Genomic DNA, 16,243 nt, shown 5'->3' on the forward strand with positions numbered 1-16,243 from the left:
TCCGAGCCATCCTGACCGCGACAGCACCACTCGTGCGGCGGAGGAATTCATGGGCGAGCTCGACCGGATCGACGGCGGCCCGCGTTCGGCGATCGTGATCGGAGCCGGCGTGGTCGGCCTGTCGACGGCGTGGTTCCTGCAGGAACGCGGCGTCGGCGTCACGGTGCTGGATCGCGAAGGCATCGCGGCGGGAGCGTCGTGGGGAAACGCCGGCTGGCTCTCCCCCGGTCTCGCGATCCCGCTCAACGAACCCGGCGTCCTGCGCTACGGACTGCGGACACTGCTCGACCGGCAGGCACCGCTGCACGTCCCGCCGTCCCCCGATCCGCGGCTGTGGTCGTTCCTCGCCCGCTTCGCCGCGAACTGCACCGGACGCTCGTGGACCCGCGCGGTCGAAGCGAACTCGCCGCTGAACGAAGAGTGCCTGGAAGCCTTCGACGTCCTCGCCGCGAACGGGGTGGACGCGCCGACCATCGAAGCGCCGATCACCGCGGCGTTCGAGACCGCGGACCAGGCCGCGGGGCTGATCTCCGAACTGCGGCGCATCGCGGAGACCGGACAGGACATCTCCTGGACACGGCTCACCGCCGCCGATCTCGCGGAGCGCTTTCCCCAGGCCACGGCCCGGCTCGGCGCAGCCGTCCGGATCGACGGGCAGCGCTACGTGGACCCGGGCCGGTTCGTCGAGTCGCTGGCACGGGCGGTGGTCGGCCGGGGCGGCACGATCCGCCACAAGTTCGACGTCGCTTCCCTGCGTGCGCACCGGCACGCGCTCAGCGTGCGCTCGAAGACCGGCCAGACGGTGAACGCCAACGCGGTCGTGCTGGCGACCGGCGCCTGGCTGGGCGATCTGGGCCGGCGATGGGGTGTCAAGGTCCCCGTCCGCGCCGGACGGGGCTACTCCTTCACCGTGCCGACCGACCGTCCGGTGCCAGGCCCGCTCTACCTGCCGGACATCCGCGTGGCGTGCACGCCGTACCGAGGAGGCCTCCGTGTGGCCGGGACCATGGAGTTCCGGAAGCCGGACGCGCCCCTGGATCCGGCCAGGATCGCCGCGATCATCGCGTCGGCACGGCCCTTTCTCACCGGCCTGGATTGGGAGGGGCGCACCGGCGAATGGGTCGGCTCCCGTCCGGTCAGCACCGACGGGCGGCACGTGATCGGCGCGACGAGCACACCCGGGCTCTACGTCGCGGGCGGGCACGGCATGTGGGGACTGACGCACGGCCCGATCACCGGACGGCTCCTGGCCGAGCACATCACCACCGGCAAGCAGCCGGAGGCCCTGCGCCCGTTCGACCCCCTGCGCCGATGACTCCTGACGACGACGCCTCGTTCGACGAACAGTCCGAAGTGGACCGTCTCCGCGCCGAGAACGCCCTGCTGCGCACCGAGAAGGACCTTCTGCTGAAGGCCGCGATCGGATTCGCCACCGACGCGGGGGTCTTCCGGCGGCGGTCCGGCGAACCCGAGTCCCGCTGACCGACGCGGGACTCACCGAAGGTCTGTGGGGGTCGGGTCCTTTCCGCGCCCGGCCCCCACGGACGTATCCACCGAAAGGCGATCACCACCATGTCAGGCCCTTGGCTGACCAAGGAAGCGCACACGCGGCTGGTGCAGGAGCTCGCGACGTTGCGGCGCCCCGGCACCGGCGACGACGACGAAATCGCGCACAACATCCACCGGCAGGCCCGGATCCGCCAGATCGAGGACATGCTGCGCGGCGCCGTCGTCGGACAGGATCCCCCCGACGACGGGATCGCCGAGCCCGGCATGGTGCTCACCGTCCGGTACGACGACGGCGACACCGAGACCTTCCTGCTCGGCACGCGGGACGAGGCAGGCCATGGGGCGCTCGAGGTCTACTCCCCCGAATCCCCGCTCGGCCGCGCGCTGCACGGGGCGCGACCGGGCGACCGGCGGGAGTATCGCGTGCCGAGCGGCGGAGCGGTGCGCGTCACGCTTCTCGACGCCAAGCCTTACGGGCGGCATCGGGAAGCGGCGCACTGACTGATCCCGCTAGGTTGTCCTGTGTGGACCAGGATGAGTACCGACACCGACTTCGCCGCGTCCTCGACACGCGTTCCGACGACGTCGCCACGCGGTTGAGGGTGATCGTCGAGGCGATCGGTGACACCGTCGAGCGCTTGGAGATCGAGGTCTTCCCCGACCAGGACGGCGAGGGCACCTTCGACGTCTGGGCGCGCTTCGAGGGCCCGGATTCCTACGTTCTCACCAAGCCGATCGACGACCACCGCCACTTGTTCGGTGTCGTCCACCAGGAAACAGGCTGGGAACCCGACGTACCGCCGCTCCCGCATGGGATCCCGGCGGACGTCATCGTCGACACGGTCGCCGAGTGGATCGACTCGGTCTGGACCCGGACGTTCGACCGGCCACTGTCGATTCCAGTCGAGGTGTCCTCCCTGGACGGCTACGGCGCGGCCGCCCGGATACCGCGGACATGCCCGATGTGACGGTGCTCAGCGCCCCTGGCGCTCTTCACGTTCGCGGAGAACGCGGGCCTCACGGCGGCGCAGGTCGGCGCGTTCCGCCCAGCCGTCGATCAGGTCGTACCCCGCGATGCCCAGCCCGAGCAGGCCCAGGATGCCGGTGATCACCGCGGCAGGGATCAGGTCGAGCACGGAGCACAGCACGGCCGCGCCCATCAGGACGGCGCCGATGCCGAGATTCCACTTGCCGAAGCCGCTCACACTGATTCCCGATTCCGTAGGGACGGACCGCCGTCAGCGGACATGATGCCGTACGGCGGACGCGATCGTGGGGATTCGGGGCAAGTGTCCCGAATCCCCACGATCTCCTAGGACTCGTCGAGGAGGTCCTCGATCAGGATGGGAATGTGCCGGACGCGGATACCGGTGGCGTTGTGGACGGCGTTCGCGACGGCCGCCGCCATCCCGACGATGCCGATCTCGCCCAGCCCCTTCGCGCCGACAGAGTTGTGCAAGGTGTCCGGGTACTCGACGAAGTGGACGTCGACCTCGGGGATGTCCGCGTTCACCGGGATCAGGTAGCTCGCGAGGTCACCGTTGGCGAACCGCCCGTTCTCCTCGACCTCCAACCCCTCGTGCAGGGCGGCCGAAACACCCCAGATCATGCCTCCGAGGATCTGGCTGCGCGCCGCCACGGGGTTGATGATCCGGCCGGCGTCGAACACCCCGAGCATGCGGGACACCCGGATCTCGCGGGTCCACTTGTGCACGCGGACTTCGCAGAACTGCGCACCGAACGAGCTGAACGAATGTTTCGTCAGTTCCTCGCCGGGCGCCGAGGAACCGGTCACGGCCAACGAGGGGCGGTCCAGTGCCCGCAACAGTTCCCCGAAGGACATCGTCCGGTCTCCCGCCAGCACCCGGCCGTCGGCGTAGGAGACGTCCATACCGTCGAACGGCGCGCCCGGCGCCGACGCCAGTGCCAGCAGCTCGTCGATCGCCTTCGCCGCGGCGACCATGATGGCCGTGCCCGTGCTAGCGGTCGCCGTGGACCCGCCGGACATCCCTCCGGGCGGCAGGGCCGAGTCGCCGAGCCGCGGGACCACCCGATCCGACGGGATGTCCAGCGACTCCCCGCCCACCAGGGAAAGCACGGTCAGCAGGCCCGTCCCGGGGTCCGCCCCGCTGGTCGCGACGACGGCCGTGTCGTCGGGCAGCAGGGTGATCCCGACCGTGGCCGGGAACCGCAGTGCGGGGAACATCGCGGTGGCCGTGCCCATGCCCACGAGCCAGTCACCGTCCGTGCGCCCCCGGGGTGCGCGATCCGCCCAGCCGAACCGCGCCGCGCCGACGCGGAAGCATTCGTCGAGGTGTTTGCTCGACCACTGCAGATCCTTGCCCGGCGGAGCGGTGGAATTGTTCCGCTGCCGCAGCTCGATCGGGTCCATGCCCAGCGTGACGGCGAGTTCGTCGAGTGCGCTCTCCAGCGCGAAGGATCCCGGTGCCTCACCCGGCGCCCGCATGAAGGTGGTCGGGGGGATGTTGAGCGGCACCATCTTCTGGCTGATGGCCAGGTTCCGCGTGGCGTACCACTCGCGCGACGTGCCGTGTGATGTCGGCTCGACGAACGACCGGTCCAGGGGCGTGCTGCACCACGAATCGTGCCGCAGCGCGTTCAGCGTGCCATCATGCTCCGCGCCGAGGGCGATCTTCTGCACCGTCGCGGCGCGGCCGGCGGTCGCGGTGAAGACCTGTTCCCGGCTGAGCGCGGCTTTCACCGGCCTGCCCAGCACCCTGGCCGCCGCCGCGGCGAGGAACGCCGGGGTGGACGTGCGGCCCTTGCCCCCGAACGCACCGCCGACGAAGGGATTCACCGCGTGCACCTCGGACGGCTCCAGGTCCAGCGCCATCGCCAGTTCCGCCGCCTGGAGGTTCGAACCCTGGTTGCCGCTGTGGATCGTCAAGCCCTCGGGGCCCCACACCGCGACCGCGGAATGCGGTTCCATCGCGGCGTGGTGCTGAGGCGCGGTGGTGTACGTGGCTTCGATGACCACCGGGCTCTCGGCGAGCGCGTCCTCGATGGACTCGACGCCCTCGGCGAGGACTGCGAGGGCGGACGGCACACCCCGCGATTCCGGCGCGTCCTCGGCCGAGGCCAGGCCGTCCTCCAAGGACGTCCGGCCCGGCCGGGTCAGGTAGGAGACCTCGACCAGCATCGCCGCGTCGCGTGCCTGCTCGTAGGTCTCGGCGACCACGAAGCCGATCGGCTGGCCGTAGTAGGTGACTTCCTTGTCCTGCAAAGGCACCCAGGTCTCGCCCATGAACGGCGTGCTCGGAGTCCGCAGTTCCAGCGGCTCGAAGGGCGTGTACACGCCGATCACGCCGGGCGCGCCCCTCGCCGCCGTGACGTCCATCGTGTCGATCTCGCCGTGGGCGATCGTGCTGAGCACGACGTAACCGTGGACCAGTCCGGGGAAGGTATGGTCCGCCCCGTACTCGGCCCGGCCGGTGACCTTCAGCGGCCCGTCCACCCTGCTGCTCATGAGCGGCTCCCCTCGGTCAGTTCGAGCAGCGCGCGGACGATGGTCCGCCGCAGCAACGACGGCTTGAATCCGTTCGCGGCCAACGGGCGCGCTCCCTCGGCGGCGAGCGCCGCGGCGTCTTCGAAGGCGGCGACCGTCGCGGGCGCACCCCGCAAGGCCTCCTCGACCGCGGGCAGCCGCCATGGCACGGTGGCGACGCCGCCGGCCGCGACCCGGGCGTCGACGACGCGCGAGCCTTCCACCCGCAGCGCGACCGCCGCGGAGCACAACGCGAACTCGTAGGACTGCCTGTCCCGCACCTTGACGTAGGTGGAGTTCGACGCCCAGTCCAGCCGCGGGACCACGACCTCGGCGATCAGTTCGCCGGGCCGCAGATCGTTCTCGACCTCGGGAGTGTCGCCGGGCGGGCGATAGAAGGAGCCCAGCTCGACGGTGCGGCTCCCTGCCTCGCTGACCAGGCGCAGCCGCGCGTCGAGGGCGACCAAGGCGACGGCCACGTCGCTGGCGTGGGTCGCCACGCACGAATCGCTCGTGCCCAGCACCGCGTGCATCCGGTTGGCGCCCGAAATCGCCGGGCAGCCGCTGCCGGGAACCCGCCGGTTGCACGGCATGGCGACGTCGCGGAAGTACGAGCAGCGCGTGCGCTGCATGAGATTGCCGCCAATGCTCGCCATGTTCCGGATCTGCTGTGAGGCGCTGAGCAGCAGTGCACGGGAGATCGCCGGGTACACCCTGGGATGCCCGGCGATGTCCGCCATCCGCTCCAGCGCGCCGAAACGGAGCCCGTCGGTGGTGTCGATGCCCCGCAGCGGTACCGCGTTGATGTCCAGAACCTGCTGCGGTGTCAGGACATTGAGTTTCATCAGGTCGACGAGCGTGGTTCCGCCCGCCAGGAACGTGCCGGACGAGCCGACCGCGTCTTCGACGGTCTCGGGGGCGAGCAGCTCAAAGGGACGCATCGGCCCTCCTCGCCTGCTCGACCGCGGCGACGATGTTCGGATACGCCGCGCATCGGCAGAGATTGCCGGACATGAACTCGCGGACGTCCTCGACGCCTTGCTCGATGGCGGCGACGGCCGACATGATCTGCCCGGACGTGCAGAATCCGCACTGCAGGGCGTCCCGATCGACGAACGCCTGCTGAACCGGATGCAAACCATCCTCTGTGGACAGTGCTTCGACCGTGGTCACCGGCTGCTTCACGGTGGCCGCCAGGGTCAAGCAGGAGAGCACCGGCCGTCCGCCGACGTGCACCGTGCAGGCGCCGCACTGCCCTCTGTCACAGCCCTTCTTCGGGCCGGTGACGGCGAGCCGCTCCCGCAGCGCGTCCAGCAGGGTCACCCCGGGATCGACACCGAGATGTTCCGTCCTGCCATTGACTTCGAGTGAGATGTCCACTGGATCTCTTTCCGCAGATCGTCCGGGCCGGGGCCCGACGGCGTAGGTTGAGGTGGTGGGGAGTCTGTTCGCGAGACGAAACGGATATTCATCCGCTTCGATTTTCAAGTTAGCGGAATACAATCCGCTCGGCAAGGTCGATGCTCGCCCTGGAGTCGCTCCAGGTCCGACGGGTTCCTCGGCTACATTCACCGGAGGACGGGTCGGCGGACAGGAGGGACCATGACGACGGGATCGGTCAATCCCCGGCGCGCGGACACCCGCCGCAACCACGAGCGCATCCTCGCCACCGCGGCGAAGTCGCTGGCTTGTTCCGGCGAGGTTTCCTTCAATGCCATAGCGAAGGAGGCCGAGGTCGGCGTCGGCACGGTGTACCGGCACTTCCCCACGCCGGAGGCCCTCATCCTGGCGGTGTACCGGCGTGAGGTGCGTCAGCTCGTCGAGATCGTGCCGAGCCTGCTCGAGAAGTATCCGCCGGAACAGGCGTTCCGCGTGTGGACGACCGACCACCTGGCGCACTACATGATGACCAAACGCGGTCTTGCCGACGCTCTGCGCGCCGCGACCGCCGCACGCGGCGAGCTGCCCGCGGGGGCCTACCAGGACATGGTCGGCGCGGTCTCCACCCTGCTGCAAGCCAACATCGACGCCGGCACCGTCCGCGCGGGCCTGGCGCCGGAAACCGTCCTGCGAGGACTGGGTGGACTGCTCTATCTCGACCCGAAAGGCGAATGGCGGCGTGACGTCGCGAGCCTGCTCGACCTGCTGTGGCACGGAATGGGCACCGGCCCGGCCCGAACATCCACAGTGGACTGAGTCAGCCGGGCACTGGCACGCCGCCGCGCAGATAGTCCAGGTACAGATCGAGTGCCGCTTCGAGGTGGTCCGCGGATCCGGTGGACATCAGTATCGTCACCCCGCCCTGGATCGCGGCGATCAGTGCTGCCGAGGCGCGCACCGGGTCGACGTCACGAGCGATGTCACCGCTTTCCCGCATGTCCTCGATGCCGGCCTGGACCTGACGTTGCCATTGCTCCAGCAGCTGCCTCGTGACCGCTTGAGCGGCCGGGGTGTGCCTGCCGATCTCGGTGATCAGCACCCCGAGCGGACAGTGCACCCCCTGCCGTCGGTAGCGCCGGATCACCACGTCACGCCACTTCTCCCACGCCTCCCACGTGGTCAACCGACCGAGGTAGGGCTGCTGATCCTCAATGACCCGCCCGGCCTCCCATTCGGCCACGGCGAGGAGCAGCTCTTCCTTGCCCTCCGGGAAGTAGTGGAACAGCTGACTCTTGCCCGTTCCGCTGCGGCGACAGATGTCGTCGAGGGTCGCGGCCCCCACGCCGTGGTCACGGATCTCGTCCGCCGCGGCTTCGATGATCCGCTGCCGCGTCGCGGCGCCCTTCTTCGTGAGCACGAAAGCCTCCCGGAATGTACTCGGCGGTCCATTGTGCCGTGTCCGCTCCGCACCGCGGTCACGGCATCAGTAGCAGCTTTCCCGAGGTGCGACGGGATTCGATGTCCCGGTGCGCACGCGCCGCGTCGGCGAGGGCGTAGCGGCCGCCGATAAACGGGGCCACCTGCCCCTTTCGGATGAACTCGAACAGCTCGTCCGTTCGCCGCACCAACGCCTCACGGGTGGGCACGTGGTCGACGACGGACGGATAGGACAGCAGGATGCTGCTCGGCAGGTCCGCGGGACGGAACACGGGATTTCCGTTCACCACGCCGTAGTAGGCGTGCACGCCGTGGCGGCGCAGCGACAGCTGGGACGAGTGGAACGTCGCCGAGCCGCCACCGTCGTACACGACCTGTGCCCCCTCGCCGCCGGTCAGCTCTCGGACCTGTCGTTCGAAGCCGCTCCCGGTGGACACCAGCACATGGTCCGCGCCGGCCTTCTTCGCCACCGGGATCTTCTCCTCGCGTGACACCAGCCCGATCACGGTGCCGCCGCGAGCCTTGATCAGCTGGGTCAGGATGGTCCCGACCCCCCGCGGCCGAGTGCACCACGGCCGTGTCCCCCGGCTTGATCGCGTACGTCTCCGTCGTGAAATGGTTCGCGGTCAAGCCCTGCATCAGGACGGCGGCCGCGGTCTCGTCGTCGATGTCATCGGGCACCCGCACCAGCGACGCCGCCGGGATGGCGAGCCGTTCGGCGTAGCTGCCCTTGTGGTAGCGCCAAGCGACCCGGTCGCCGACGGCGAAGTCTTCGACGCCCGGCCCCAGCGCCGCGACGACGCCCATCCCTTCGACACCCAGCACGGTGGGGACCGACCAGGTGGGCAGCGGCATCTTGCGGGCACCGGTGTCCATGAAGTTCACCCCGGCCACCTTCAGTCGCACGCCGACCTCGCCGGGGCGCGGCACCGGGTCCGGGAACTCGGTCCAGGTCATGACCTCCGGGCCGCCGTATTCGCTGATGTGAATCGCGTGCATGAGGCCAACGTAGGTCCGAAAAAATGTACCGGCAAGTACAGAACCTGGCGCGCAGGACTGTACTTGCCGGTACATTTTTTCGTCGGCATTCTCGGCCGGGTCAACCTCACCGAACGAAGGAAGCCGATGGACGACCTCACCCGGCTGGTGGCGGTGGAGGACGTGCGACGCGTGATGGCGCGCTACGTCTACAGCGCCGACCATCATCGATGGGACGACCTCGCCGCCCTGTTCACGCCCGACGCTCCGTTCCTCGCCTCCACAGTGGACGGATCGACCCAAGCGCGCATGACCGGCCGCGACGAGATCGCCGGGCGGCTCAAAGCCCGCAACCAAGCCGATTCCGTGCTGGTACATCACCTGTTCTCCAGCGAGATCGACATCGAGTCACCGGATTCGGCGGCCGGTGTCTGGGCCATGGAGGACATCGTCACCACGCCGCACGACGGCGAAATGCACGGTTACGGCCATTACCGGGTGCGCTTCACCCGATCGGACGGCCGCTGGCTCATCGCCGAACTTCGCATCACCAGGCTTCGCCTGGACTGGACCCACCCGGACAAGGAAAACCGACCATGACACTCGAACCGTTCGTGATCGACGTCGAACAGGACGTCCTCGACGACCTCCGGCGGCGGCTGAAAGCGACCAGGTTCGCACCCGACCTGGACAACGAAGACGAGGCTTTCGGGCTGAGTACCGCCTATCTCAAGCCGATCGTGGAGTACTGGGCCGACGGTTTCGACTGGCGAGCCGTCGAAGCCCGGTTGAACGAGTACTCGCACCATCGCGTCGAGGTCGACGGCACCCCGGTGCACTTCATCCGCGAGCCGGGGAAGGGTCCCGCGCCGATTCCGTTGCTGCTCATGCACGGCTGGCCGTGGACCTTCTGGGACTGGAGCAAGGTCATCCGACCGCTCGCCGACCCCGCCGCGCACGGCGGTGACCCCGCGGACGCCTTCGACGTCATCGTCCCTTCGCTGCCCGGCTTCGCGTTCTCGACTCCGCTGACGAACGGCAAGGAGAACTTCGTCAGCATGGCCGACCGGTTCCACACGCTGATGACCGATGTGCTCGGCCATCGGCGATTCGGGGTCGGCGCGGCCGATTACGGAGCGCTGGTCGGGGCGCAACTCGGCCACAAGTACGCCGCCTCGCTCCACGGGCTCCACCTCGGCAACGAGATGCCGCTGACGATCTTCCAGGGCGCGCGCCACTGGGATCTCACCGGCGGCGCGCCGGTCGACGACCTGCCCGCGGGCCCGCGCGCCGACATGGTCAACTTCGTCGACACCTACGTTTCCCATGTCGCGACGCATATGCTCGACGCGCAGACGATCACGCACGGCCTGAACGATTCCCCGATCGGGATGCTCGCGTGGATCCTCAAGCGGTGGAAGAAGTGGAGCGACCAGAACGGGGTCTTCGAAGATTCCTATCCGCTGGACCACATCCTCACCAACGCGACGATCTACTGGGTCAACCAGGCCATCGGCTCGTCGATCCGCGCCTACAAGAACGTCAACCGCCATCCGTGGCGGCCGTCGCACGACCGCACCCCGGCGGTCGAGGCGCCGACCGGGTTCACCTTCCACCTCGGCGACGCCGCGCCGCCGGGAGCCCACGACCGCGAACGTCGCATCGCCGCGTTCAAGGAAGCGGCCGGTCCTGTCTACGCCGACGTGCGGCAGGTGAACGTCCACGAAAAGGGCGGCCATTTCGGGCCGTGGGAACATCCGGAAGCGTGGATCGAAGACCTGCGCGCCACGTTCCGCCCGCTGCGCTGAGCGAGCGGCCTCACAGCCGGGGGATGTTGCGGAGGTTGGCCCGGGCGAGGTCGATCATCCGGCCGACCCCGCCTTCGAGGACGACCTTGCTCGCGGCCAAGGCGAACCCACCGAGCTGACCGGCGGTGATATGTGGCGGGACGGACAGCGCGTTCGGGTCGGTCACGACGTCCACCAGCGCCGGGCCGTCGTGACTCAGCGCTTCCTTGAGGGCCGCGCGCAACCGGGTCGGATCGGTCACCCGCTCGGCGCGCAGCCCCGCGCCACTGGCGATGGCGGCGAAATCGACCGGACGGTGGTCGGTCTGATAGTCGGGCAGGCCGTCCACCAGCATCTCCAGCTTCACCATGCCCAGCGAGGAATTGTTGAACGTCACGATCTTGACCGGAAGATCGTGCAAGGCGACGGTGAGCAGTTCGCCGAGCAGCATGCCCAGCCCGCCGTCGCCGGACATCGACACGACCTGCCGTCCCGGATAGGCGAACTGCGCGCCGATGGCGTGCGGCAGGGCGTTGGCCATCGTGCCGTGCAGGAACGACCCGATGACCCGGCGGCGCCCGTTGGGGGTGAGATACCTGGCCGCCCACACGTTGCACATGCCGGTGTCGACGGTGAAGATCGCGTCGTCCGCGGCGAGTTCGTCGAGGAGATCCGCGGCGAACTCCGGATGGATGGGCACGTGCCGCTCGACGTTGCGGGTGTAGGCGTCGACGACCTGCTCCAGCGTTTTGCAGTGATCACGCAACATGCGGTCCAGGAACGTGCGGTCGGTCTTGCGGCGCAGGAGCGGCTGCACGGCCCGCAGGGTCTCCCGAACGTCGCCGTGCACCGCCAGTTCGAGCGGGGTGCGGCGGCCGAGCCGGGTCGCGTCGTGGTCGACCTGCACGGTCCGTGCCTGCGGCAGGAAGGAGTCGTAAGGGAAATCGGTGCCGAGCAAGACCAGCAGATCCGCGTCCTGCATGGCCCGGTAGCAGGCGCCGTAGCCGAGCAGCCCGCTCATCCCGACGTCGTAGGGATTGTCGTACTGGATCCATTCCTTGCCGCGCAGGCTGTGGCCGACCGGTGCCTGCACGGTCCCGGCCAGCTCCATCACCTCCGCGTGGGCACCACGCACCCCGGCGCCGGCGAACAAGGTGACGGTCTCGGCGTCGTTGATCAACTCGGCGAGCCGGGTCACCTGCGCCTCGGGTGGCACGATCGTCCCGTGCTCGGTGACCGGCGCTCCGGATCCGGTGGGCGCGACAGCGTCGAGATGCGCGACGTCGCCGGGCAGCACCAGTACCGAAACCTCGCCGCGGGACACCGCGTGCTGCATGGCGATCCGCAGCACCCTCGGCATCTGAGCGGGCCCGCTGATCTGTTCGCAATATCCACTGCAGTCGACGAACAACCGTTCGGGATGGGTCTCCTGGAAGAACCCGGTCCCGATCTGGCCGGACGGGATGTGCGAAGCGAGCGCGAGCACCGGGGCGCCGGTGCGGTGCGCGTCGTAGAGCCCTTGCACCAGATGGGTGTTGCCGGGACCGCAGCTACCCGCGCACACCGCGAGCCGCCCGGTCAGCTGGGCCTCGGCGGCCGCGGCGAAAGCACCCGCCTCCTCGTTACGGACATGGACCCATTCGATCCCCGGGGTGCGGCGGATCGCGTCGACGACGGGGTTCAGGCTGTCCCCGACCACGCCGTAGATCCGTTCCACCCCGGCCTGCACCAGGACTTGGACGAACTGCTCGGCGACGTTGGGCTTGGCCATCACGACCCCTTCGATGCTTCGGCGGCGGAATACCCTCATGATCCACGTGCGGGCACCACCTCGCAGGTCCTGGTGAGGGGTAAGGCGAATATGGCCTGATCGAGGCCGCGGCGGGAGCGGGCTCACCGAGGACCGAGCACGACCGCCGGTCGGAAACCGAGTGACGCGAAAGCCACTTTCGGGACACCAGACGTCGCGAAAGTGGCTTTCGCGACGTCAGTTCCGCGCGGGGGTCGTGAGTGGCAAAGAGCGTTAGAACGACACTTACCACTCACGACCCGCCCGATGCCGGCCGTACGTACCTCGAAGGCACGCCCGGTCCTAGCCGAGTTCGGCCGAGGAACCGACGACGACGGCGTAGAGGTCACCGATCGTGGCGAGCGCCGCGCGGTGCTGGTCCGCGGCGGTCACCGGACCGGCGACAGAGGGAAGCGCGCGCGTCGCGCAGGCCCCGGCCACGACGGTCGGGGCGTTTCCGCGCAGGAACGCGCCCTCCGCGGTGAACGTGACGCACATATGGGTCATGAACCCGGCCACGACGACGTTCTGGTGCCCGGCGGCATCGACCAGCTCGCCCAGCCGGGTCCCGACGAACGAGTTCGGCGCGGTCTTCACCACGATCTCCTCACCCGGACCGGGGGCGACACGCTCGTGGATCCGGCCGATGTCCTGGCCGAGGTCGTACGGGCTGCCCTCGCCGCCGTCGTGCATGACGTGGATGACCGTCGCCCCCTCGGCACGAGCGCGCGCCAGCAAGGTGGCCGCCTCGTCGAGCGCGGCTTCCCAGCCGTCGAGTTCCATCACGCCGCGCGTGTAGGTGTTCTGGTAGTCGACGAGGATCACGGTCGCGTCCGAGAGCGTCGCGGGGGTCGTCGGCAACGTACTGATTTCGCGGAGGGTGGTGCTGGTCATCGTGTGTTCCTTCACTTTCCGGTCGGTACGGTTACCCATGATCGTTGACCCGATCCGATAGTGAGATACGGTTTCGGGTCAGCCGTGGTCGACATCGGCCGACATCCGCGGGAAGGGATCGATGAACGCTCCGAGTGTGGCCGTCCTGACGTTCGAAGGGATCAACCCGTTCCATCTCGCCGTGCCGTCACTGGTGTGGGGCCCTGAATCCCCGGCAGGTGACATGGAGCCGTGGCCGATCACGGTCGCCGCCGTCACCCCGGGCAGGCTCACCACGAGTGCCGGCTATTCGATCGACGTTCCCGCCGGGCTCGGCGCGCTCGCGGAGGCCGACATCGTCGTCGTCCCGTGGTGGTCCGACCCGGAATCCCCGACGCCCGCGCCCGTTGCCGCCGCGCTGCGAGGCGCGCACGAACGCGGAGCACTCGTCGTCGGACTCTGTCTCGGGGTGTTCGCCCTCGCGGACGCCGGCATCCTCGACGGCCGCACCGCGACCACCCACTGGAAATGGGTCGAAACCTTCCGGAGGCGCTTCCCTTCGGTGCGGCTGCGTCCGGAAGAGCTGTACGTCGACGAAGGCGACATCGTGACCGGCGCGGGCGCGACCGCCGGGATCGACACCTGTCTCCACCTGCTCGCCCGCACGGCCGGACAGGTCGCCGCCAACCGGGTCGCGCGCCGGATCGTCGCCGCACCGCACCGTCCCGGCGGCCAGGCCCAGTTCATCGAGCTTCCCGTACCGGAGAAGGACGACGACCCGCTCACCACCGTGATGAACTGGGCGCGGTCCCATCCGGACGTGCCGCATGGCATCGACGATCTCGCCGCCCGGGCACATATGAGCCGGAGCACCTTCACCCGCTCGTTCCGCGCCCGCACCGGGGCCACCGTCCACAGCTGGCTTGTCGCGCAACGCCTCGCGCGGGCACGCCACCTTCTCGAGACGACCGCGCTCGGCATCGACGCGGTCGCCGCGCAGTCGGGGTTCGGCACGGCTGCACGCCTTCGCGAGCACTTCGCCACCGCGCTGGGCACGACGCCGACACGCTACCGGGTGGAATTCTCCGCAGGGAAATCCTTTTCCCCCAGCTGACGGGAAAGTGGAATCATTATTTCCGCAAACCGGCGGACCGCAGTGCGAGCACGGAATTGACCATGTCCTGGACTCGTCTTTTCACCTCGCCGAATGGCTCACCCCGGAGGGTGAGCTCTATCGAGTGCATTGCCCGGCGGAACTGGATCGAAGAAGCCGCCGCGAGGCAAGATGATCGGGCACGAAGCCCGGCGCGACGGAGGACCATGTGGAGCAGTGCGGAACCCCCATCTTCGACTCTCTGGTCGAGGAGGCAAGGAAGGCGGCCGCCGGAAATGACATGCTCCCCCGCGAGTACGATTCCGAATCGAGCGAGCCGCGTACGGATGACGACAAGGGAAACAAATGACGATCACCGGACGCGATGACCGAGAGAAATGGCCGTTGTCGATTTTCAGTCTGTTTCCGATGAATGCGCGCCACCGGAAACGCCGGTGGAATTCTGCAGATCGTCGAGCAGACCCAACTGGCCGGTGATGAGCCCGGTCAGGATCCCGCGAGTGACGGCGAGCAGTTCGGCGACCGACGGACTGGTCAGCGAATAGGAGACGGTCGTACCCTCCTTGCGCGGCACCACCAGATTGGCACGACGCAGGACGGCGAGCTGCTGAGACAGGTTGGCGGGCTCGATACCGAGGTCGGCGAGCAGCTCCGAGACATGGTGCTCCCGCTCGCTGAGCAGTTCGAGCACGCGGATCCGGACGGGGTGCCCCAGCGTCTTGAAGAACTCCGCCGTCGCCTGATACAGGGGGCTGTTCATCGGCATCCCTTCCCCGCAGGTCCGGCCGTCCACACGAACCTGATCGTGCCCGATTCGCGGAACCGCCGGACCTCACCCCGCCCTGATCGGGTGCGACCACACACGATCAGGGCACAAAATCACGGTGATTCGACAGCGCACGCCCATGAATTGCATATTTATGCAAGTCTGCATATCAGAGAAAGGTGAGAACACCTGTGAGTCACGGCATGCGGGATTCCGCGAGCCTCTTGTCGATCCTCCGGCCCGCCACGAGGAGTGGACGGTGACCACACGCCATTCCCTCCCCGCCGCCGCCACCCGGGCTCACCTGGTCCTCGCCGCGCACGCGGCGGAATTGGCCGATCTCGCCGCGAACGCCGCCCGAGTGGACGCCACAGGGGAACAGGACACGGGCTCGACGCGGGATCGTTCCAGTCTGATCGAAATGGCGCAGCAGATCCTCGAGGCGGCGGTGGTGGCCGCGCGACTCGACGGGAAGACGTGGGAGGAGATCGCGTGCGGGCTCGACGGGGCGACACCGCGCTCCGTCCGGACCAGGTACTGGCCTTCGGTCGCGCGATTCCGCGCGGATCCCTTCCCGTCGCAGGACGCGCGCCACGAGAACATGGCGGAGCACACCGAACAGACGGCCTTCCGCCTGCGCCGGCTGCCGACCCCGGACCGGCGACCCGAAGCCGAGTCCACGACGGGGCCGACCCCGCACCTCGCCTTGGTCACCGTCCCGGCCGAACAGGGCGACGGCGAAGCGGTGCGTGAACCGGCGGCCGCGGACGCCCGGCTGAAGATCGCGGAACGGCTGGTCGCGGCCTACGAGCGGATCGCGACCAACGACCGCCGGCCCCCGCAATGGATCCTCGACGGCCTGGCCCACGCCCGTCACACGGCCGCGGCACTCCGTGCCCACGCGGGCACGCCGCCCGAATGACTCTCGGCGGGAAGCTACACCGGGGTCGCGAGACCGGCTTCGCGGTCGAAGTCGTGCTCGTCCTCGGTCTTCGTCCGCGCCACCATCTTCGCGACCAGGTCGAAGATCGGCGTGGCCTCCTGCGGGAAGGTCACGCTCTGCTGGTTCGCGCTCTCGGCGATCATGAACCGCTACTCCTCAAGG

At 68.8% G+C, this 16,243-nt stretch carries 19 protein-coding genes and 1 pseudogene; 9 read left to right on the top strand and 11 right to left on the bottom strand.

Annotation, left to right across the window (positions count from 1 at the left end; all coding sequences use genetic code 11):
* The first annotated feature begins 49 nt into the window (after positions 1-49).
* The 4 genes from CVV72_RS08840 to CVV72_RS08855 all read left to right on the top strand — a co-directional run bounded on the left by CVV72_RS08840 (position 50) and on the right by CVV72_RS08855 (position 2,477).
* Entirely contained in the window at positions 50-1,315 is a 1,266-nt protein-coding gene (locus CVV72_RS08840) for an FAD-binding oxidoreductase (RefSeq protein ID WP_219151933.1), read from the top strand.
* Positions 1,312-1,482, top strand: coding sequence for a hypothetical protein (locus CVV72_RS08845; RefSeq protein WP_219151935.1), 171 nt, complete (start codon positions 1,312-1,314; stop codon positions 1,480-1,482). The genes CVV72_RS08840 and CVV72_RS08845 overlap by 4 nt, the downstream gene beginning before the upstream one ends.
* Before the next feature lie 90 nt (positions 1,483-1,572).
* On the top strand, positions 1,573-2,010 hold the full coding sequence (locus CVV72_RS08850) for a GreA/GreB family elongation factor (RefSeq protein WP_219151937.1): 438 nt from the start codon (positions 1,573-1,575) through the stop codon (positions 2,008-2,010).
* A 23-nt stretch (positions 2,011-2,033) separates the two neighbouring features.
* Positions 2,034-2,477: a DUF6389 family protein gene (locus tag CVV72_RS08855; RefSeq protein WP_219151939.1), complete on the top strand. Its 444-nt coding sequence runs from the start codon at positions 2,034-2,036 to the stop codon at positions 2,475-2,477.
* Between the two features lie 6 nt (positions 2,478-2,483).
* Here CVV72_RS08855 and CVV72_RS08860 read toward each other — a convergent pair whose 3' ends face one another.
* The 4 genes from CVV72_RS08860 to CVV72_RS08875 all read right to left on the bottom strand — a co-directional run bounded on the left by CVV72_RS08860 (position 2,484) and on the right by CVV72_RS08875 (position 6,394).
* Complete coding sequence (locus tag CVV72_RS08860; RefSeq protein WP_219151941.1) at positions 2,484-2,714, bottom strand: hypothetical protein; 231 nt, start codon at positions 2,712-2,714, stop codon at positions 2,484-2,486.
* Positions 2,715-2,821: 107 nt separating this feature from the next.
* On the bottom strand, positions 2,822-4,996 hold the full coding sequence (locus CVV72_RS08865) for a xanthine dehydrogenase family protein molybdopterin-binding subunit (RefSeq protein ID WP_219151942.1): 2,175 nt from the start codon (positions 4,994-4,996) through the stop codon (positions 2,822-2,824).
* The gene (locus tag CVV72_RS08870; RefSeq protein WP_219151943.1) at positions 4,993-5,955 is read right to left on the bottom strand and encodes a xanthine dehydrogenase family protein subunit M; all 963 of its coding nucleotides are present in this window, start codon (positions 5,953-5,955) and stop codon (positions 4,993-4,995) included. The genes CVV72_RS08865 and CVV72_RS08870 overlap by 4 nt, the downstream gene beginning before the upstream one ends.
* Positions 5,942-6,394: a (2Fe-2S)-binding protein gene (locus CVV72_RS08875; protein WP_219151944.1), complete on the bottom strand. Its 453-nt coding sequence runs from the start codon at positions 6,392-6,394 to the stop codon at positions 5,942-5,944. Before CVV72_RS08875 ends, CVV72_RS08870 begins: the two co-directional genes overlap by 14 nt.
* 222 nt (positions 6,395-6,616) lie before the next feature.
* On the opposite strand from CVV72_RS08875, the gene CVV72_RS08880 reads away from it, so the two are divergent.
* Entirely contained in the window at positions 6,617-7,210 is a 594-nt protein-coding gene (locus tag CVV72_RS08880; protein WP_219151945.1) for a TetR/AcrR family transcriptional regulator, read from the top strand.
* A gap of 1 nt (position 7,211) precedes the next feature.
* Here the strand turns inward: CVV72_RS08880 and CVV72_RS08885 are convergent, their stop codons facing one another.
* From CVV72_RS08885 to CVV72_RS41935, 3 genes and pseudogenes are all read right to left on the bottom strand, one after another.
* The gene (locus tag CVV72_RS08885; protein WP_219151946.1) at positions 7,212-7,811 is read right to left on the bottom strand and encodes a TetR/AcrR family transcriptional regulator; all 600 of its coding nucleotides are present in this window, start codon (positions 7,809-7,811) and stop codon (positions 7,212-7,214) included.
* Positions 7,812-7,869: 58 nt separating this feature from the next.
* Complete coding sequence (locus tag CVV72_RS41930) at positions 7,870-8,337, bottom strand: zinc-binding dehydrogenase (protein WP_370641885.1); 468 nt, start codon at positions 8,335-8,337, stop codon at positions 7,870-7,872.
* A 289-nt stretch (positions 8,338-8,626) separates the two neighbouring features.
* Positions 8,627-9,037 (bottom strand): annotated as a pseudogene (locus CVV72_RS41935) (hypothetical protein); the annotation flags it as partial.
* On the opposite strand from CVV72_RS41935, the gene CVV72_RS08895 reads away from it, so the two are divergent.
* Both CVV72_RS08895 and CVV72_RS08900 read left to right on the top strand, forming a co-directional pair.
* On the top strand, positions 9,005-9,409 hold the full coding sequence (locus CVV72_RS08895; protein ID WP_255632763.1) for a nuclear transport factor 2 family protein: 405 nt from the start codon (positions 9,005-9,007) through the stop codon (positions 9,407-9,409). The pseudogene CVV72_RS41935 and the gene CVV72_RS08895 sit on opposite strands and share 33 nt — an antisense overlap.
* Complete coding sequence (locus tag CVV72_RS08900; RefSeq protein ID WP_219151947.1) at positions 9,406-10,617, top strand: epoxide hydrolase family protein; 1,212 nt, start codon at positions 9,406-9,408, stop codon at positions 10,615-10,617. The genes CVV72_RS08895 and CVV72_RS08900 overlap by 4 nt, the downstream gene beginning before the upstream one ends.
* Before the next feature lie 10 nt (positions 10,618-10,627).
* On the opposite strand, the gene CVV72_RS08905 is transcribed toward CVV72_RS08900, so the two are convergent.
* Entirely contained in the window at positions 10,628-12,367 is a 1,740-nt protein-coding gene (locus CVV72_RS08905) for a pyruvate dehydrogenase (RefSeq protein WP_219151949.1), read from the bottom strand.
* A 321-nt stretch (positions 12,368-12,688) separates the two neighbouring features.
* Positions 12,689-13,279 (bottom strand): isochorismatase family protein, encoded by a 591-nt coding sequence (locus CVV72_RS08910; RefSeq protein ID WP_219151951.1) that lies wholly within the window; start codon positions 13,277-13,279, stop codon positions 12,689-12,691.
* Between the two features lie 121 nt (positions 13,280-13,400).
* Between CVV72_RS08910 and CVV72_RS08915 the strand changes: the two genes are divergently transcribed.
* On the top strand, positions 13,401-14,372 hold the full coding sequence (locus CVV72_RS08915; protein WP_255632603.1) for a helix-turn-helix domain-containing protein: 972 nt from the start codon (positions 13,401-13,403) through the stop codon (positions 14,370-14,372).
* A gap of 394 nt (positions 14,373-14,766) precedes the next feature.
* On the opposite strand, the gene CVV72_RS08920 is transcribed toward CVV72_RS08915, so the two are convergent.
* The gene (locus tag CVV72_RS08920) at positions 14,767-15,132 is read right to left on the bottom strand and encodes a helix-turn-helix transcriptional regulator (RefSeq protein ID WP_219151953.1); all 366 of its coding nucleotides are present in this window, start codon (positions 15,130-15,132) and stop codon (positions 14,767-14,769) included.
* Between the two features lie 265 nt (positions 15,133-15,397).
* Here CVV72_RS08920 and CVV72_RS08925 point away from each other — a divergent pair, with 265 nt between their 5' ends.
* Entirely contained in the window at positions 15,398-16,060 is a 663-nt protein-coding gene (locus CVV72_RS08925) for a hypothetical protein (protein WP_219151955.1), read from the top strand.
* 14 nt (positions 16,061-16,074) lie between these two features.
* Here the strand turns inward: CVV72_RS08925 and CVV72_RS08930 are convergent, their stop codons facing one another.
* Positions 16,075-16,224 (bottom strand): hypothetical protein, encoded by a 150-nt coding sequence (locus CVV72_RS08930; protein WP_167373467.1) that lies wholly within the window; start codon positions 16,222-16,224, stop codon positions 16,075-16,077.
* Between the last annotated feature and the right edge of the window lie 19 nt (positions 16,225-16,243).

Origin of the sequence: Amycolatopsis sp. TNS106 (assembly GCF_019330265.1) — a bacterium.
Classification (GTDB): Bacteria; Actinomycetota; Actinomycetes; order Mycobacteriales; family Pseudonocardiaceae; genus Amycolatopsis; species Amycolatopsis lurida.

What these genes read in the sequence shown, in the direction of transcription:
- CVV72_RS08915 (WP_255632603.1), top strand. Translation starts at nt 13,401, where the DNA reads ATGAACGCTCCGAGTGTGGCCGTCCTGACGTTCGAAGGGATCAACCCG.
- CVV72_RS08900 (WP_219151947.1), top strand. Translation starts at nt 9,406, where the DNA reads ATGACACTCGAACCGTTCGTGATCGACGTCGAACAGGACGTCCTCGAC.
- CVV72_RS08905 (WP_219151949.1), bottom strand. Translation starts at nt 12,367, where the DNA reads ATGGCCAAGCCCAACGTCGCCGAGCAGTTCGTCCAAGTCCTGGTGCAG.
- CVV72_RS08850 (WP_219151937.1), top strand. Translation starts at nt 1,573, where the DNA reads ATGTCAGGCCCTTGGCTGACCAAGGAAGCGCACACGCGGCTGGTGCAG.
- CVV72_RS08920 (WP_219151953.1), bottom strand. Translation starts at nt 15,132, where the DNA reads ATGAACAGCCCCCTGTATCAGGCGACGGCGGAGTTCTTCAAGACGCTG.
- CVV72_RS08865 (WP_219151942.1), bottom strand. Translation starts at nt 4,996, where the DNA reads ATGAGCAGCAGGGTGGACGGGCCGCTGAAGGTCACCGGCCGGGCCGAG.
- CVV72_RS08880 (WP_219151945.1), top strand. Translation starts at nt 6,617, where the DNA reads ATGACGACGGGATCGGTCAATCCCCGGCGCGCGGACACCCGCCGCAAC.
- CVV72_RS08930 (WP_167373467.1), bottom strand. Translation starts at nt 16,224, where the DNA reads ATGATCGCCGAGAGCGCGAACCAGCAGAGCGTGACCTTCCCGCAGGAG.
- CVV72_RS08840 (WP_219151933.1), top strand. Translation starts at nt 50, where the DNA reads ATGGGCGAGCTCGACCGGATCGACGGCGGCCCGCGTTCGGCGATCGTG.
- CVV72_RS08870 (WP_219151943.1), bottom strand. Translation starts at nt 5,955, where the DNA reads ATGCGTCCCTTTGAGCTGCTCGCCCCCGAGACCGTCGAAGACGCGGTC.
- CVV72_RS08910 (WP_219151951.1), bottom strand. Translation starts at nt 13,279, where the DNA reads ATGACCAGCACCACCCTCCGCGAAATCAGTACGTTGCCGACGACCCCC.
- CVV72_RS08845 (WP_219151935.1), top strand. Translation starts at nt 1,312, where the DNA reads ATGACTCCTGACGACGACGCCTCGTTCGACGAACAGTCCGAAGTGGAC.
- CVV72_RS08895 (WP_255632763.1), top strand. Translation starts at nt 9,005, where the DNA reads ATGGCGCGCTACGTCTACAGCGCCGACCATCATCGATGGGACGACCTC.